Annotated in this window: 13 protein-coding genes; 9 read left to right on the forward strand and 4 right to left on the reverse strand. The window is 75.5% G+C overall.

Annotated elements, in window-relative coordinates; translation table 11 throughout:
• Positions 1-31: 31 nt before the first annotated feature.
• Complete coding sequence (locus tag EXE48_RS19190; RefSeq protein WP_274595423.1) at positions 32-163, reverse strand: hypothetical protein; 132 nt, start codon at positions 161-163, stop codon at positions 32-34.
• A 358-nt stretch (positions 164-521) separates the two neighbouring features.
• Here EXE48_RS19190 and EXE48_RS01385 point away from each other — a divergent pair, with 358 nt between their 5' ends.
• Positions 522-1,556 carry a presenilin family intramembrane aspartyl protease PSH gene (locus EXE48_RS01385; protein WP_053771587.1) on the forward strand — a complete coding sequence of 345 codons (1,035 nt, stop codon included), beginning with the start codon at positions 522-524 and terminating at the stop codon, positions 1,554-1,556.
• A gap of 314 nt (positions 1,557-1,870) precedes the next feature.
• Here the strand turns inward: EXE48_RS01385 and EXE48_RS01390 are convergent, their stop codons facing one another.
• Complete coding sequence (locus tag EXE48_RS01390) at positions 1,871-2,380, reverse strand: PUA domain-containing protein (RefSeq protein WP_137704806.1); 510 nt, start codon at positions 2,378-2,380, stop codon at positions 1,871-1,873.
• A 50-nt stretch (positions 2,381-2,430) separates the two neighbouring features.
• Positions 2,431-6,099 (reverse strand): transcriptional regulator FilR1 domain-containing protein, encoded by a 3,669-nt coding sequence (locus EXE48_RS01395; protein WP_137710614.1) that lies wholly within the window; start codon positions 6,097-6,099, stop codon positions 2,431-2,433.
• 116 nt (positions 6,100-6,215) lie between these two features.
• On the opposite strand from EXE48_RS01395, the gene EXE48_RS01400 reads away from it, so the two are divergent.
• Positions 6,216-7,793: an aldehyde dehydrogenase family protein gene (locus EXE48_RS01400; protein WP_137710615.1), complete on the forward strand. Its 1,578-nt coding sequence runs from the start codon at positions 6,216-6,218 to the stop codon at positions 7,791-7,793.
• Positions 7,794-7,829: 36 nt separating this feature from the next.
• On the opposite strand, the gene EXE48_RS01405 is transcribed toward EXE48_RS01400, so the two are convergent.
• Positions 7,830-8,744, reverse strand: a complete 915-nt coding sequence (locus EXE48_RS01405) for an HD domain-containing protein (protein WP_137710616.1) — start codon at positions 8,742-8,744, stop codon at positions 7,830-7,832.
• Positions 8,745-8,857: 113 nt separating this feature from the next.
• On the opposite strand from EXE48_RS01405, the gene EXE48_RS19195 reads away from it, so the two are divergent.
• The 7 genes from EXE48_RS19195 to EXE48_RS01435 all read left to right on the forward strand — a co-directional run bounded on the left by EXE48_RS19195 (position 8,858) and on the right by EXE48_RS01435 (position 15,483).
• A complete protein-coding gene (locus EXE48_RS19195; RefSeq protein WP_274595424.1) occupies positions 8,858-8,986 on the forward strand; it encodes a hypothetical protein in 129 nt (42 codons plus the stop codon).
• A 234-nt stretch (positions 8,987-9,220) separates the two neighbouring features.
• Complete coding sequence (dapA, locus tag EXE48_RS01410) at positions 9,221-10,222, forward strand: 4-hydroxy-tetrahydrodipicolinate synthase (RefSeq protein ID WP_121599150.1); 1,002 nt, start codon at positions 9,221-9,223, stop codon at positions 10,220-10,222.
• A complete protein-coding gene (dapB, locus tag EXE48_RS01415) occupies positions 10,219-11,037 on the forward strand; it encodes a 4-hydroxy-tetrahydrodipicolinate reductase (protein ID WP_053771581.1) in 819 nt (272 codons plus the stop codon). The genes dapA and dapB overlap by 4 nt, the downstream gene beginning before the upstream one ends.
• 57 nt (positions 11,038-11,094) lie before the next feature.
• On the forward strand, positions 11,095-11,934 hold the full coding sequence (locus EXE48_RS01420) for a 2,3,4,5-tetrahydropyridine-2,6-dicarboxylate N-succinyltransferase (protein ID WP_053771580.1): 840 nt from the start codon (positions 11,095-11,097) through the stop codon (positions 11,932-11,934).
• The gene (gene lysA / locus EXE48_RS01425; RefSeq protein ID WP_137710617.1) at positions 11,931-13,298 is read left to right on the forward strand and encodes a diaminopimelate decarboxylase; all 1,368 of its coding nucleotides are present in this window, start codon (positions 11,931-11,933) and stop codon (positions 13,296-13,298) included. Before EXE48_RS01420 ends, lysA begins: the two co-directional genes overlap by 4 nt.
• Entirely contained in the window at positions 13,295-14,242 is a 948-nt protein-coding gene (dapF, locus tag EXE48_RS01430) for a diaminopimelate epimerase (protein WP_137710618.1), read from the forward strand. The genes lysA and dapF overlap by 4 nt, the downstream gene beginning before the upstream one ends.
• Entirely contained in the window at positions 14,239-15,483 is a 1,245-nt protein-coding gene (locus tag EXE48_RS01435; RefSeq protein WP_137710619.1) for a M20/M25/M40 family metallo-hydrolase, read from the forward strand. Before dapF ends, EXE48_RS01435 begins: the two co-directional genes overlap by 4 nt.
• Position 15,484 lies beyond the last annotated feature (1 nt).

Here is a 15,484-nt window from a genome sequence, read left to right on the forward strand (position 1 = left end):
AGACCGACGCTTTTCTCGTTGGAATTCGGCGTTAATCGATCCGCGCGCCCGTCCCGACCGCCCGGGCGGCGACGCCGACGACAGTCTGGGGGTCCGCTGTCCGGCCGTCGCCCGCCGCCTCTCGCCGCCGCTTCGCCTTTCGCCCGCCTCCCACCTCTCCCACCCCTTTTCCTCGTTCCCTCGACGGCCAACGTCGTCTTCGTTCCGTCCGGTTTTGTCTCTTTCACACTCCGAGTATCTCTCCTGATAACTCGGGCGGTAGGTTCTTAGGTCGCTCGGGATAGGAAGTAAACGCCGCGGACGAATCCGACAGGCCCCATCCCGTTCCGGGCGGGCCGGTCGGCCACTCGCTTCCACCGTCCGTCGTCCGTCGGCTTGGGTTCGGGTCCACCCGCTCCCACACCGAGCCCGAACCCGCTTCTGTTCGCGCTCCGCTCCGCTCCTCGAACAGTGACCGCCGTCGCCGCCGCGCGCGGCCGAAGCGCAAGGACGAAACCCTCGGCCGACGAACCGGCGGTCGAATGTTCCCCCGCGAGTACCGCGGCGTCGCCTTCGTCGTCGGGCTGTTCCTGATCGTCCAGGTGGGCGCGCTGGCGCTCGTCCCCGAGTTCGCCGAGAGCGGGTACCAGGCGGTCGAGAACCCGGACAACCCCGTGAACAGCGTGGTGTACGTCGCGGCCATCGTCGTGATGACCGGACTGATGCTGGCGGCGTTCCGGTACGACTTCGACGGGGCGATCCGGCTGCTGATCGTCGGCGTGTCGGCGTGGCTCTCGTGGTACGTGTTCTCCGCGCTCGTCCCGCCGCTCGCGGCCGCCGTCCCGGCGGTCGCGGTCGCGGTCGGCCTGCTCGTCCACCCCGAGTGGTACGTCATCGACACCGCCGGTGTGTTGATGGGCGCCGGCGCCGCCGGGCTGTTCGGCATCTCCTTCGGCCTCCTGCCCGCGCTGATCCTGCTCGCCGTCCTCGCCGTTTACGACGCGGTCTCCGTGTACGGCACCGAACACATGTTGTCGCTCGCGGAGGGCGTGATGGACCTGAACATCCCCGTCGTGCTGGTGATCCCGCTGTCGCTGTCGTACTCGCTGCTCGACGACGGGTCGGCCAGCGACGAGGCCGCGGGGGTCGGCGACGAGTCGGCGTCGGACGCGGAAGGCGGCGAGACGACGGGCTCCGACGCGGACGCCGACGACGCCGTCGCGGACGCGAATGACGCCGAGGACGTGGCCGCCGACCCCGCCGACACCGGTGACCGCGACGCGTTCTTCATCGGCCTCGGCGACGCCGTCATCCCGACGGTGCTGATCGCGAGCGCGGCGACGTTCTCGCCGGCGAGGGACCTCGCGGTCCCGCTCCTCGGCGTCAACCTCCCCTCGCTGCTGGCGATGGTCGGGACCCTCGCGGGGCTGCTCGTCCTCATGCGGTGGGTGATACAGGGGCGGCCGCACGCGGGGCTTCCCCTCCTGAACGGCGGCGCCATCGGCGGCTACCTGATCGGCTCGGTCGTCGCCGGGGTCCCGCTGATCGAGGCGCTCGGACTGGCGGGATTCTTATAAGTCGATTCGGCGCACGATGAGTTCGTCCACGGACCACCGACCGACACGAACACCCCCGAAGCCCCAGCCGCGAGGCGACCAGACGCTCGCTGCGCTCCTCGTCGCTCGCGTTGCTCGCTTCTGCGGTGCTTACGTCGCCTCTGGTCGCCTCGCGACTGCCCCTTCGAGTCCCGCCCGACCGCAACCGCACCTCACACCTCCCCAGCCTCGCGGTTCGCGCTCTCCGAGCGCTCACCGCGTCCCTCGCGCGTGCCGCCTCGCGGCCTCCGCTTCGCGTCGGCCGCTCGCGGGCACGCGCCACCGCAAAAAATTCGCTATTCGCCGTCTGCGGGGTTCCCGTCGCGCGTCTTCACGGCGACGCCCGAGCCGAGTTGTTCGGCCTCCGCGCCGGAGAGCTCGGCGCGCCCGACACCGAATATCGCGTCGGACTCGTCGACGACGAGCACCTCGTCGCCCGGCCGGATCCCGCCGTCGGCCGCGGTGACGAACTTCGCGAACGCGTTGCGCCCCTCGCGCACGAACGGCTCGCTCTCCTCGCCGACGACCATCCGGTGTCGGGGCGGTGCGAACGCCCTGTGGATTCTTCTCCCGCCCGCGAGCCCGAGCGTGAACCGGCCGTCGGTGCCGTACGAGACGAGCCGGTCGCCCTCGCTGCTGCCGGGCGTGTCGTCGACGTCGCCGTCGATCACCTGTCGCGGGCGGCCGCCGCTCGACCGGCGCACGGTGAGCGGGTCGCCCGGCGGGAACAGCGCGTCGCCCGCGCCGGCCCCGAACTGGTAGTCTGCCGCCGTCCGCAGGTCCGCGAGCGTGTCGGCGTCGGTCATGGCCGCGGTTCTCCGCGCGCGCCCAAAGCGGTTGCGACACCGCCCGCGGCTCACCCGAGCGGCGGGTACGTCGCGGCGCCGTCGCCGTCGACGCGCCAGCGGTCGGCGAGCGCCCGGTACGCCGCCGGGTCGGCGGCCGACTCGGCCGGGACCGCCTCGGGCGGCGACTCCCGCAGCGCCTCGGCCACCGCCTCGCGGTCCGTCGCGGTCGGGCCGCCGGGACTCTCGCCGAGGAGACCGGCCAGCTCGTCGGCGGCCGCGACGACCGCCCGAACCGCCTCGATCCGGTGGCCGAGGTCGAGCGCCGCGGTCAGCCGGGACGCCGCCGCCTCGCCGTCCCCGCGCCGGGCCGCCGCGGCGCCCAGCGTCGCGAGCGCCTGCGCCTCGACCTGCGTGAACCCGCCGGCGCGGGCCGACTCGACGGCGGACTCCAGCGCGGCCGCCGCGGCGTCGCCGTCCCCCCGAGCCAGCGCCAGCCGGCCCCGGACCCGGTCTAACTCCGCCAGCCGCTTGTGCCCCGCGTGGTCGTCGAGCAGCGACGCGGTCCGGTCGACCCGCCGCTCGGCCGCGCCGAGGTCGCCGCGGTCGATGGCGACCTCCGCCAAGATGGCGGTCACCATCGCGCAGCGCGTGTCGGCGCCGAGCGCGTCGAGGCGGTCCAACGCGTCGGTGAGGTACCGCTCCGCCCGGTCGAGGTCGCCGGCGACGTGGGCCGCGCTGCCGAGGTGGCTCAGCGCGAACGCCTCGTACAGCTCCGAGCCGACCCGCTCGGCGATGGCCCGCGCCTCCGCCGCGCGGGCTACCGCCTCGCCGACGGCGCCGCGCTGCTCGGCGACCGCCGCGAGGTTCAAAAGCGAAATGGCCTCGCGGTGTTCGTCGCCGACCGTCCGGTAGCCGTCGAGCGAGCGCCGCGCCGTCCGCTCGGCCGCGTCGAGGTCGCCGCGACGGCGCAGCGCCACCGCCTGGTTCGCGCGCACGTTCGCCGCCCCGTGCGTGTCGTCGTAGGCGCGGAACAGGTCGCCGGCCACCCGGTAGTGGGCGAGGACGGCGTCGGTCCCGTCGAGCCCGTCGAGCGCGTTGCCGACGTCCATCAGCGCCTTCGCCTCCGCGATGGGGTCGCCGACCTCGACGGCGATGGCGTACGCCCGCGAGGCCGCCTCGTAGGCCTCCTCGAAGTCCCCGTCGAAGTGAGCCGCCTGGGCGCGACCGCGGACGGCCGCCGCGAGCCCGCCGCGGTCGCCCGCGGCCCCGAACAGCTCCTCGGCCCGCTCGTACCGCTCGCGCGCCGCGTCGTACTCGCCGCGCCGCCGCGCCACGTCGCCGTACCCGCGCTGGCGCTCGGCGGCGCCCGCCTCGTCGGCGGGCCGCCACGCGTCGAGCGCCGCCGTCGCCCCGTCGAGGTCGCCGGCGTCGACGTACATCCGGGCCACCCACTCCGGCGGCCGGTCGCGCAGGCCGTCCGGGCACGCGTCCGGGAGGTCGATCCAGGCGTAGCGAACGCGCCCGTACAGCGGCGCGAGCCGGGGGTAGCGACGGCCCACGCCGTACACCGCCCGGACGGTCTCCGCCGCCCACGCGCCCGGGTCGCGCTCGATCCGATCGACCGTCGGCGCGTCGCCGCCAACGGCGCGCCGGACGCGGGCGCGCCGCGTCGGGTCGTCCGCGAGCGCGAGCACCCGCGAGACGGCCCGCCCCACGCGCCTGGCGACGATCGGCGCCGGCTCCCGCTCGACGAGCCGCTCCAGGAACAGCACCGACCACTCGTCGTGGACCGCGCGGTACCCCTCGTCCCCGGAGCAGACGAGGGCGGTCCCGACGAGGCGGTCGAGCGCGCGCCGCACCCCGTCGACGGTCGGCGACGGGTCGCCGTCGCCCCCCTCGGGGTCGCCTCCCGAACTCCCCGCCGGCCCGTCGACGAGCGCGTACGCCAGGGTCCCGACGTCGCCCACGCCGGCGACGTTGAGGAGGTTCACGAGCGCCGCCACGTCCGCCGTCGGCGGCGGCCGGTTCCGGACCTCCCGGACCGCCTCCGCGACCGCCGCCTCCAGTCCGGACTCGGGGCCGGCGTCTCCGCTGCGTCCGGCCGTCCCGTCGCTTGTCTCGCGTTCTCCCGAGGCGCCGGCCGCGCTCTCCCCCGGGTCGGCGACGTGGGCGACGAACCGCTCCACCTCGCGCGCGTCGAGCCGGGGCATCCGCACGGTCGCCATCTCCCGGCGGTAGCGCAGGTCGGCCGGGGACAGCGGGAGCCCGTCGGGGTCGTCGTACGGCTCCTCGCGGGCGTCGAACAGGAAGGACACGTCGTCGCGGTCGGCCAGTTCGCGGGCGAGACCGACCGCCTCCGCGGCCCCGGGGTCGACCGCGTCCTCGACGACCACGAGGTGGTGGCCGTCCCCCGCGGTCACGCGCTCGCGGAGCCGCTCCGTCGCGGCGAACGGGTCGCCGCCGTCGCTCGGCCGGTACGTCACCGGACCGCGTCCCGACCGGTACCACTCGACCGCGACGCTCCGGCACACCGTGCTCTTGCCGCTGCCCGGCGGGCCGACGAGCGCGTGGTCGGTGCCCTCAGTGAGCCCGTCGACGAGCAGCCCGGCGATCGACCGCCGCTCGCCGTCGCGCACCGCGGTCCTGTCGAGGACGTACCCCGCGTCGACCTCCGGGAACGACGCCGTCGCGCGGAGCGGTCCGTACGGGTCCGGCTCGCCGGAGAGCCGGTCCTCGTCGACCGCGTGGAACCCCTGCGCCGAGAGCGGGCTCCGCCCGGTGTCGTCGGACCCGGTCCCCCCGAAGAGCCGACCGCCGGTGTGCCCTGTCTTCTCGTCCGCCCCGGCGGATCGCTCCCGGCCGTCGGTCGCGTCGGGGTCGCCGCCCGCCGACGAGTCGCCGGCCTCCCCCTCGGATCGGTCGCTACCGCGCGCGTCGCGCCCGGTCTCGCCCGTCTCGGCGTCGTCCATCGCCGCGAGCGCGTCGCCCGTGTCGTGCCCGCGGTCGATCAGTCCCCGCACCTTCCGTTCCGCCCACTCGACGGCCTCCGGCTCGGTCGACGCCGCCGCCCCGTGGAGCGTCCCGCCGTCGTCGAAGGTGAGAAGCAGCGCGGTCCCGTCGGCCGCGACCACCCCCGCGTCGACGGCGTCGACCGCGGCGACGCGGGACCCCTCCCGCCGCGCGACGGCGCCGAGGTCGTCCGCGAAGCGCTCGGCGGCGTGTCGGTACGCCCGGTCCGCGAGCGCCAGGTCGACGGTCCCGCCGCCCGCGGCCGTGCGCCGGAGCCGCTCCGCGACCCGCGGGTAGGGGAACGCGGGCAGCGCGGCCGCGACCGCGTCCGCGTCGGCGAGCGCTCCGTCGAGCACCTCCAGCGGCCGGTAGGGGTCCGGGGCCGCGGCCCGGTACGTCTCCGCCTCGCGGAGGACCGCGGGGTCGACGTCGACGTCCGCGCCGAGCGGGTCCAGCACGTCGCCCGCGGCCGCGAGGTCGTCGGCGGCCGTCAGGAACTCGCGGTACTCGGTGGCGAGGAGGCGGCCGGACAGCGTCGTCCGATAGCCGTCGGTCTCGCTCGCGACGAGCCCGGCCGCCTCGAGCTCGTCTATCGCCCGGTTCACCGTCGACCGGGAGTGGCCGAGCGCGTCGACGAGCTCGTGTTTACGCAGCGGCTCCGCGGCGAGCCGTTCGAGGAAGTCGAGCCGGCGCTCGACGGCGCCAACGAGCTCCGACGCCTCCGTCATACGTGCTTCCGCACCACACCCACCGGTATAACTGTTTCTTCGGTGACGACTCTCGCGCGCGGTGGCACAGTGTTTCACTGGGTGAGAATAAGGGCGTCACCGTCACACTCGCTCCCATGAACGAGGACCGTGGGAGCGGGGGCGACGAGGCGGAGGCGTCGGCCCGGCTCGACGAGGCGGAACCGAGCGGCCGGGACGACGCCAAGCCGGTCGAGTCCGCCGGGGCGGCGCCGGACGGGGCCGACGCGCCCGACGACGACGCCGACACCGACTCCGACGCGGCGGGCGACGGCGGCTCGACGTCAGGCGGGTCCGGGACGGGCGCCGCGGACCTGCCGACCCGCGCGTCGCGGACCGTCGCGGCGTCGCGGGCGGCCGCCGACGATCTGGCGGCGTGGGACCCCGGCGACGTCGACGCGCTCGTGCGGTCGGTCGGCGAGCGCTTGGCCGACAGGGAGACGGTCAGCCGGCTCGCGCGGTCGGCGGCCAACGAGACCGGGCGCGGCCACCCGGGGACGAAGGCCGAGAAGATAGCGACCGCGCTCGACGCCGCTCGGCGGACGCTGCGGGACGCGCCGACCGCCGGCGTGGTCGACCGCGACGGCGCGCGCGGGACCGTGACCGTCGCCGGGCCGGTCGGCGTCGTCGGCGCGGCGGTCCCCGCGACCCACCCGGTCGTGATCCCCGCGGTCCTCTCGCTGTACGCGCTCGCCGCCCGGAACGCGGTCGTCTTCGCGCCCTCGCCGTCGACCGTCGAGACGTGCGACGTGGTCGTCGAGACCGTCCGCCGCGCGCTCGCCGACGCGGGGGCGCCGACCGGCGCGGTCTCGATGCTGCCGGCGCCCGCCGCGAAGCCCGAGACGGACGCGCTGTTCGAGCGCGCCGACCTCGTCGTCGCGGCCGGCTCCGCGGCGACGGTCGCGGCGGGGCAGCGCTGCGGGACGCCGAACCTCGCCGCCGGCGCCGACGGCGTCGTCGCCGTCGCGGACGGGTCGGTCCCGGCCGAGGCCGTGGCGACGCGCGTCGCGGTCGGCGCGACGTACGACTTCGGCGCGCACCCCGCGGGCGACGCCGCGGTCGTCACGGTGTCGCCGGCGGTCGACTCCTTGTGTTCCGCGCTCGAATCGGAGGGGGGCTACGTCCTCGACGCGGCCGAGCGCGACCGGCTGCGGTCGCTCCTCGGCGACGCCGACGACGGGGCGACGGACCCCCGCGGGAACTCGCCGCGGTGGCTGGCGGCCGAACTCGACCTCCCGAGCGCGGCCCGCGAGGCGGCGTTCCTCGTCGCCGAGCCCGACGGCGTCGACGACCGGCTCGCGGCGCTGCCCGGGATCCCCGCGGTCGCGGTCCACGGTCGGAGCGGGTTCGACGGCGCGCTCGCGCTCGCCGCGGAGATCGGGTCCCCGCACGCCGCGGCGGTCCACACCACCCAGCAGCGCCGCGCGCGACGCGCCGCGGAGCGGCTCGCGCCCGGGCGCCTCGTCGTCAACCAGCCGGGGATCGCGGCGACCGGCGCGCGCTCCAACGGGTTCGAGGCGGCGCCCGTGCTGGGGGGCGGCGCCGCCGAGGGGAGCCAGCTCCGCGGCGGGCTCACGCCCGACCGCCTCGCGCAGACCGCGACCGTCGCGGCGACGAGCGTCGCGGACGAGGCGTCCCACCGGAACGGGGCCGGCGACACGCTCCGCGGTCCCTGAGCCGCGTCGTCGGGATCGGGGGGGGGGTCGGCCGGCTCAGAGCTCGATCCGGTCGACGATCGAGCCGTTCCCGTCCCGCCCGTCGCTGTGGGTGTTGATCGCGACGGTCCGGATCCGGTCTTCGAGCAGCGAGCCCTCGATCTTCGCCTTGAGCAGGGAGTCGACCTGGTAGACGCCGGCGGCGTTGTTCATCCGGATCACGACCTGAACGGGGGTCTCGTCGCCCTCGCGGAGCGAGACGCGCTCGATCGCCTGCGAGGAGACGGTGTTGATCCCGCGCCCGCCCTCCTCGTAGGGGACCCGCGAGCGCCCGCGTTCCATGTCGAGGCCGTCGGCGATCCGGACCACGCCGGCCTCCAGCGTGAGCGGCTGCTCCTCCGTGTGGTGACACAGGATCGCGTGGAGCACCTCCGCCTTCACGCGCACCCGGTCCGCCACGCCGTAGAACGCCGGGAGCAGGTCGTCCAGCAGGTCCGCCGCCAGCGGGATCGAGTAGTATGGGTGGTCGTGGCGGTGGACGACGTGGCCGATGTCGTGGAGCGTCGCCGCCAGCGCGACGATCACGGGCTCGTCCGCCTCGTCGAGCCCCTGCTGGCGGGCGCCGTTGAACTCGACGCCGCCGGACTTGAGCAGGTCGTACAGCCGGAGCGCTCGGTCGCGGACGATCCCGACGTGCTTGGCGCCGTGGTCGTTGTACCCCTTCCGCGCGACCGGGTTGACGTTCTGCGCCTCCAGGTAGGCGACGACCTCCTCGTCGGATTCGAGCCGCGCGAGGACCTCGTTGAGGCGCTCGTCGGGGAACGCGTGCTCGGCGTCCGGGTCGTACTCGTGGCGGGCGGCGTCGGTGTCGGCGCTGATCTCGTCGGCCGCCGTCGGTTCGTCCGGTGGGGCCGGGTCGGGGACGTCGTCGCCGTCGATCGGGTCGCGGGCGTCGTCGGACGGGTCGCTCATGCGTCTCCCAGAGTCGCCCGGCCGGCATAAATGTGCGAGCCCTCGGTCCCCGTCCGGACCGCCGAGGCGGCGCTCGCGAACCGCGTCGCCGACCGCGAGCCGGTGTCGCGGCTGTGGCGGTCGAGGCGGTGGCCGGGTTCGACAGGCCGACGTTCCGGCTGAACCTCGCGACCGCGGTCGCGGCGGTCGCGCTCGCGACGCGGCCCGCCGTCCGCCGCGACGGCCGCGGAGCGGGTCCGTGAGCGACCGCCGCGGCAGTTTCGACCCGAGACACAACGTATAAGCGCGCGACCGATCCATATGGCGATGTGACCCGACCCGCGTCCGCACGCGGCCCGCAGTCGACGCCAGCGGCGCGGCTCTTCTCGAAAAAACGCGCGTGAGCCGTCCGCCGGCGGGAGTGGCGACCCCGTCCCGGACGACCCCCGGCTCGCGCGCATCGACCCGTTCACCGACCCGGACTCACCGCAGCACCCATGACAGACACGACCACCACGACACCCTACGCGACGCACGACGCGACGGACGGCGAACCGACCGACGCGCCCTTCGAGGGCGTGTACCCCGCGATGACGACCCCCTTCACCGACGGCGACGCGGTCGACCACGACCAGCTCGCCGCGAACGCCCGGTTCCTCGAACGCGCGGGCGTCGACGGCGTCGTCCCCGTCGGCTCGACCGGCGAGTCGGCGACGATGAGCCACGACGAGCACGTCGCGGTGATCGAGACGGTCCGCGACGCCCTCGACGACATCCCCGTCATCGCCGGCACCGGCTCGAACAACACCGCGGAGGCGCTCTCGCTGTCGCGGCGCGCGGCCGACGCGGGCGCCGACGGCCTCCTCCTGATCTCGCCGTACTACAACAAGCCCGAGCCGCAGGGGTTCCTCGACCACTACCGCACCATCGCCGACGAGGTGGACCTCCCGCAGATCGTCTACAACGTGCCGAGCCGGACGGGCCAGTCGATCCCGGTCGACGTGACCGCCGAGCTCGCCGAACACCCGAACGTCCGCGGGTACAAGGCCGCCTCGGGCGACCTCAACCTCATCAGCGAGGTGATCGAGCGCACCCGCGACGAGGCGTTCGCCGTGCTGTCGGGCGACGACGGCCTCACGCTGCCGGTCCTCTCTATCGGGGGCACGGGGACGATCAGCGTGGTCGCCAACGTCGAGCCCGAGCGGACCTGCGCGATGGTCGGTGCCGCGCTCTCGGGCGATTACGACCGCGCGCGGACGCTCCACCACGAGCTGTCGCCGCTCGTCCGCGAGCTGTTCGCCGAGACGAACCCGATCCCGGTGAAGGAGGCCATGCACATCCGGGGCCGGGGCGGCCCCCGCGTCCGCTCGCCGCTCTCGCGGCTCTCGGCCGAGCGACGCGAGTCGCTCCGCGACCTGCTGGCCGCGTACGAGGAGCAGGCGCCGGGAGCGATCGACCCGACGGCCGTCGACCCCGCGGCGACGGAGGGCGCGGAATGAGCGCGGACGCGCTCTCGCTCGCCGTCACCGGCGCGGGCGGCCGCATGGGCCGCGAGGTGATCGAGGCGGCCGCCGACCGCGAGGGCGTCGCGGTCGCGGTCGCGGTCAACCGGACCGAGACCGAGCCGGTCGCGGGCGTCCCGGTCGCCGACGCCGCCGACCTCGACGATCTGCTCGCGAGGGAGGCGCCCGACGCCCTGATCGACTTCACCGGCCCCGACTCCGCGGTCGCGTACGCCGAGACCTGCGCCGACGCGGGCGTCCCGCTCGTCACCGGTACGACGGGGTTCGCCGACGCCCAGGTCGCCGACCTCCGAGCCGCGAGCGAGGCGGTGCCCGTGCTCAAGGCGTCGAACTTCGCCCGGGGCGTGGCCGCGCTCCGCCGCGCGGTCCGCGAGGCCGCCGCGGCGCTGCCCGGCTACGACGCGGAGCTGACCGAGACGCACCACAACGCGAAGCGCGACGCCCCCTCGGGGACCGCGAAGTCGATCCTCGACGACGTGGCGGCCGTGCGCGGCGACCTCGACGAGCGCGTCCACGGCCGCGAGGGCGACGCGCCCCGAAGCCCGGGCGAGGTCGGCGTCCACGCCCGCCGGGCGGGCGACGTGACCGGCGAACACGAGGTCCTGCTGGCCGGCAACCGCGAGACGCTGGAACTCACGCACCGCGCCGGCGACCGCGGGGTGTTCGCCGAGGGCGCGCTCGACGCCGCCGCGTGGCTCGCCGGCCGCGACCCGGGCTGGTACGGGTTCGACGACGTGCTCGACGCGGCCGACGACGGGACCGACCGCACCGACGGGGGCGCCGATGAATAACCTCAGAACATCTGAATATCGACGAGTAAATACCGACACTCATCCATACTCCAGCCAATGAGCCTCGAAGCCGACGTCGCCGACCTGTGGAACCGCTATCAGGACGGGCTGACCGCGGCGGACGCGACCGACGCGGACGCGGCCGTGATAGACGAGTTCCTCGCCGCCCTGGAGGCCGGCGAGGTCCGCGCCGCCGAGAAGACCGGCGACGACGTGACCTCGTGGGAGGCCAACGAGTGGGTCAAGCGGGGGATCCTGCTGAACTTCGGCCTGCGCGAGACGGAGCCGCGAGAGTACGGCGGCGTCACCTACCACGACGTGCTCCCGCTGCGCGACACCGACGACCTCGCCGAGCGCGGCACGCGGAACACCCCGGACGGGACGACGATCCGCCGCGGCGCGTACCTCGGCAGCGACTGTATCATGATGAGCCCCTCGTTCGTCAACGTGGGCGCGTACGTCGGCGACGGCACCCTCGTCGACTCCTGTGACACGGTCGGCTCCTGCGCGCAGCTGGGCGAGAACGTCAAGCTCGGCGCCAACACGCTGATCGGCGGCGTCCTCGAACCGGTCGAGGACGCGCCGGTGATCATCGAGGACGGCGTCTCGCTGGGCGCGGGCTGTCGCGTCACCAGCGGGTTCCGCGTCGGCGAGGACTCGATCGTCGGGGAGAACACGCTTCTCACGCCCCGGATCCCCGTCTACGACCTCGTCGAGGAGGAGGTCGTCTACGGCCACCTCCCGGCCGAGCGCCGCGCGTTCACCCGGATGGTGGAGTCGTCCGTCGGCGACCACGACCTCTTCGAGGGCGGCGCGTACAAGCCCGCGGTCGTCGCGACGCACGTCGAGGAGGAGACGCTGGAGGCGACGCGGCGGGAGGACGCGCTCCGGGAATGAGCGACGCGGACGCGAGCGCGGCGCCGACCGCCCCCGACGAGAACCCCCCGGTCCGCCGCGTGAGCGACTGGGACGCCGACCGCCTCCGCGACCTCGCGGCCGCGCACGAGACGCCGCTGTACGTCCAAGACCTCGACCGCGTCCGCGAGAACTGCGAGCGGCTGCTCGCGGCGTTCCCCGACGCCGACGTACGGTACGCCGTCAAGGCGCACACCGGCCGCGCCGTCCTGGAGGCGGTCCGCGACGCGGGCCTCGACGCCGAGTGCGCCTCGGCGGGCGAGGTCGACCGCGCGCTCGCCGCCGGCTTCGACGGCTCGCGGCTCCACTACACCGCGGTCAACCCGCCGGCCCGCGACCTCGACTACGTCGCCGGCGTCGCCGCGGCGGAGCCGGACCTCACCGTCACCGTCGGCGCCGTCGACACGCTCGACCGCCTCCTGGAGCGGGGCTACGACGGCCGCGTCTGCGTCCGGGTGAACCCCGGCGTGGGCGCGGGCCACCACGAGAAGGTCACCACCGGCGGCGCCGCGAAGTTCGGAATCCCGTACGACCGGGCCGCGGACGCGGCGCGAGACGCGGCCGAGCGCTTCGACGTGGTCGGGGTCCACGCCCACGCCGGCTCGGGGATCGACCCGGAGCAGCTGGACAGCCACCGCGAACTGGTCGCGCGGATGGGCGACCTGGCGCGCGAGCTGGCCGACCCGGACGGCGACGCGGCCCCCGTCGACCTCGACTACGTCGACGTGGGCGGCGGGTTCGGCGTCCCCTACGAGGAGGACGCCCCGCCGCTCGACCTGCCGGCGGTCGCCGAGGCCACCCGCGAGGCGGTCGCGCCGCTGCCCGACGGCATCGACCTCGCCGTCGAGCCCGGGCGCTACGTCGTCGCGGACGCCGGCGTCCTCCTGACGCGGGTGAACACGGTGAAGCCGACGCCGGACGAGACGGTCGTCGGCGCCGACGCGGGGATGACCGACCTGCTCCGCCCGGCGATGTACGACGCCTACCACCCGATCCGCAACCTGGGCGGCGGGCGGGACCGCGACGGGGGCGACGCGCCCCCCGTTGCCGAGCGGGAGGCAACCCCTGTCACGGTCGCCGGACCTATCTGTGAGACCGGCGATACGCTGGGTACGAACCGCGCGCTCGCCGACCCGCACCGGGGGGACCTCCTCGCGGTCGGGACCGCGGGCGCGTACGGGTACGAGATGGCGAGCCAATACAACTCACGACCGCGGCCGGCGGAGGTCGCGCTCGACGACGGGACCGCGACGGTCGTCCGGCGCCGAGAGGCGCTCGACGATCTGACGACGGTCGAGCGAGAGGCGGCGCGTGCCCGCGCCGACCGGACGGAGGGCGGCCGATGAGCACCCACGCCGTCCCGGTCGAGAAGTACCACGGCACGGGCAACGACTTCCTCGTCGTCGACGCGGCCGACGAGAACGTCGGCGACCGCGCGGCGTTCGCGCGGGCGCACTGCGACCGCGAGACGGGCGTCGACGGCGGCGACTTCACCGCTGCGGACGACCGCGGCGCGCCGTCGGGCCGACGCGGCGCGGACGGCGTCCTCTTCCTGTCGATCGAGGAGCGGTTCGACCCGACCCGCGTCGTGATGACGCTGGTCCAGCCGGACGGCTCCACCGCGACGATGTGCGGCAACGGCGCCCGCGTCGTCGCGCGCTGGGCTCACGACCGGACTGGCGACCGCGAGTTCATGATCGACACGCAGGCGGGCACCCGCCGCGCCACGGTGACCGCGGACGGGAGCGCCGCCACCATCGAGATGGGCGAGCCGACGTTCGACCCCCGCCGCGTCCCGGTCGCCCGCGAGGGCGCGCTCGCTGACGAGCCGCTGGTCGACGAGCCGGTCGCGGGGCTGCCCGTCACCGCCGTCCACACCGGCGTCCCGCACGCGGTCGCGTTCGTCGACGGCGGCCGCGACGACCCCGACGGGATCGACGCGGTCGACCTCGACGCGGTCGCGCCGCCGGTCCGACACGCCGACGTCTTCCCCGAGGGCGCGAACGTTAATCTCGCCGCCGTCGTCGACGACGGCGGCGGCGACGGACCGGCGGTCCTCGACCAGCGCACCTTCGAGCGCGGCGTCGAGGGCGAGACGCGCTCCTGCGGCACCGGCGCGGTCGCGGTCGTCGCGGCCGCCCGCCGCCTGGGCCTGATCGAGGGCGAGTCGGCCGTGAGCCGGCCGCCGGGCGGCGAACTGCGGATAACGGTACCGGACCGCGGCCACGCCACGCTCGCCGGCCCCGTCGCCCACGAGTTCTCGGGGGCGCTCCCCGCCGACCCCAGATGAGCGGCGACGGCGATGCCGGCTCGGGTTCGGACGCGGGGCCCGACTTCGACCCGGTCTCGTTCCTCGAAGACGCGGTCCGGATCCCCTCCCACGAGTCGCCCGACGAGATGCGCGAGTCCGTCGTCGACCTCCTCGACCGACGGGGCGCCGACCCCGCGGTCGTCGCGGACGGCTGCGTCCTCGCGGAGAAGCGCTCGCCGGCGCCCGAGGCGGGGCCGCACCTCGTGTTGAACACGCACCTCGACGCGGTGACGCCGCACGTCGCGTTCGAGCGCGGGCCGGCGCGCGACAGCGAGCGCGGCGCTCAGACGGGGGCCGGGGACGACCCGGACGAGGTGATCCGCGGCCGGGGCGCCTGCGACGCGAAGGGGCCGCTCGCGGCGCTGCTCGCCGGCTTCCTCGCCGCCGACCCCGACCGCGGGCGGCTCACGCTCGCGCTCACCCCCGACGAGGAGGCGCTGTCGCTCGGCGCTGCGGCCCTGACCGGCCGGCTGCCGGGGACCGACGACCGGCTCGACGGGGACCTGTACCTCGTCGGCGAGCCCACGGGGCTCGACGCCTGCACCGCCGCGAAGGGGCGGTTCCAGGCGACCGTCGAGCTGTCCGGGGTCGCCGCGCACGCCGCCGAGTTCGCGGGCGCGAACGCGGTCGCGGCGGCCGAGGACGCGCTCGCAGCGGTCCGGACGTTCGACGCGGACGCGACCGCCCACCCGCAGTTGGGGCCGCCGAAGCTCACTCCCACGGTCGTCGAGGGCGGCGCGGCGACGAACCAGGTGCCGGCGGACTGCGAGATAACGGTCGACCGGCGGAGCGTCCCGCCGGAGACCGCCGAGGAGTTCCGGTCGTCGCTCGCGGACGCGGTGCGGGAGTCGCTCGCGAGCGGCCCGGCCGGCGACCGGGGCGTCGACGCCGCCGTCGCGCTCACCGACCGCGAGTCGCCGTTCCTGGAGGCGTTCGCGACGGACCCGGACCACGACCTCGTCCGAACCGTCGCCGACGCGGCGCGCGACGCGAGCGACGCGGTCGGCCTTTCGGACGAGCGCGGGGGCGGCGTCCGGCCGTTCGGCGCGGCGACGGAGGCCTCCTACTTCGCGCCGGCGCCGACGGTCGTGTTCGGGCCCGGAGACCTCGCCGACGAGGCAGGCGCGGTCGCGCACGCCGAGCGGGAGTACGTCCGGGTGCGCGAGGTCGAGGCGGCGGCGGCGGCGGTCGAGGAGACGGTCGCCGCGCTGCTCGGGTGAG

This window comes from Halorubrum sp. ASP1, assembly GCF_005435135.1.
Lineage (GTDB): Archaea > Halobacteriota > Halobacteria > Halobacteriales > Haloferacaceae > Halorubrum > Halorubrum tropicale.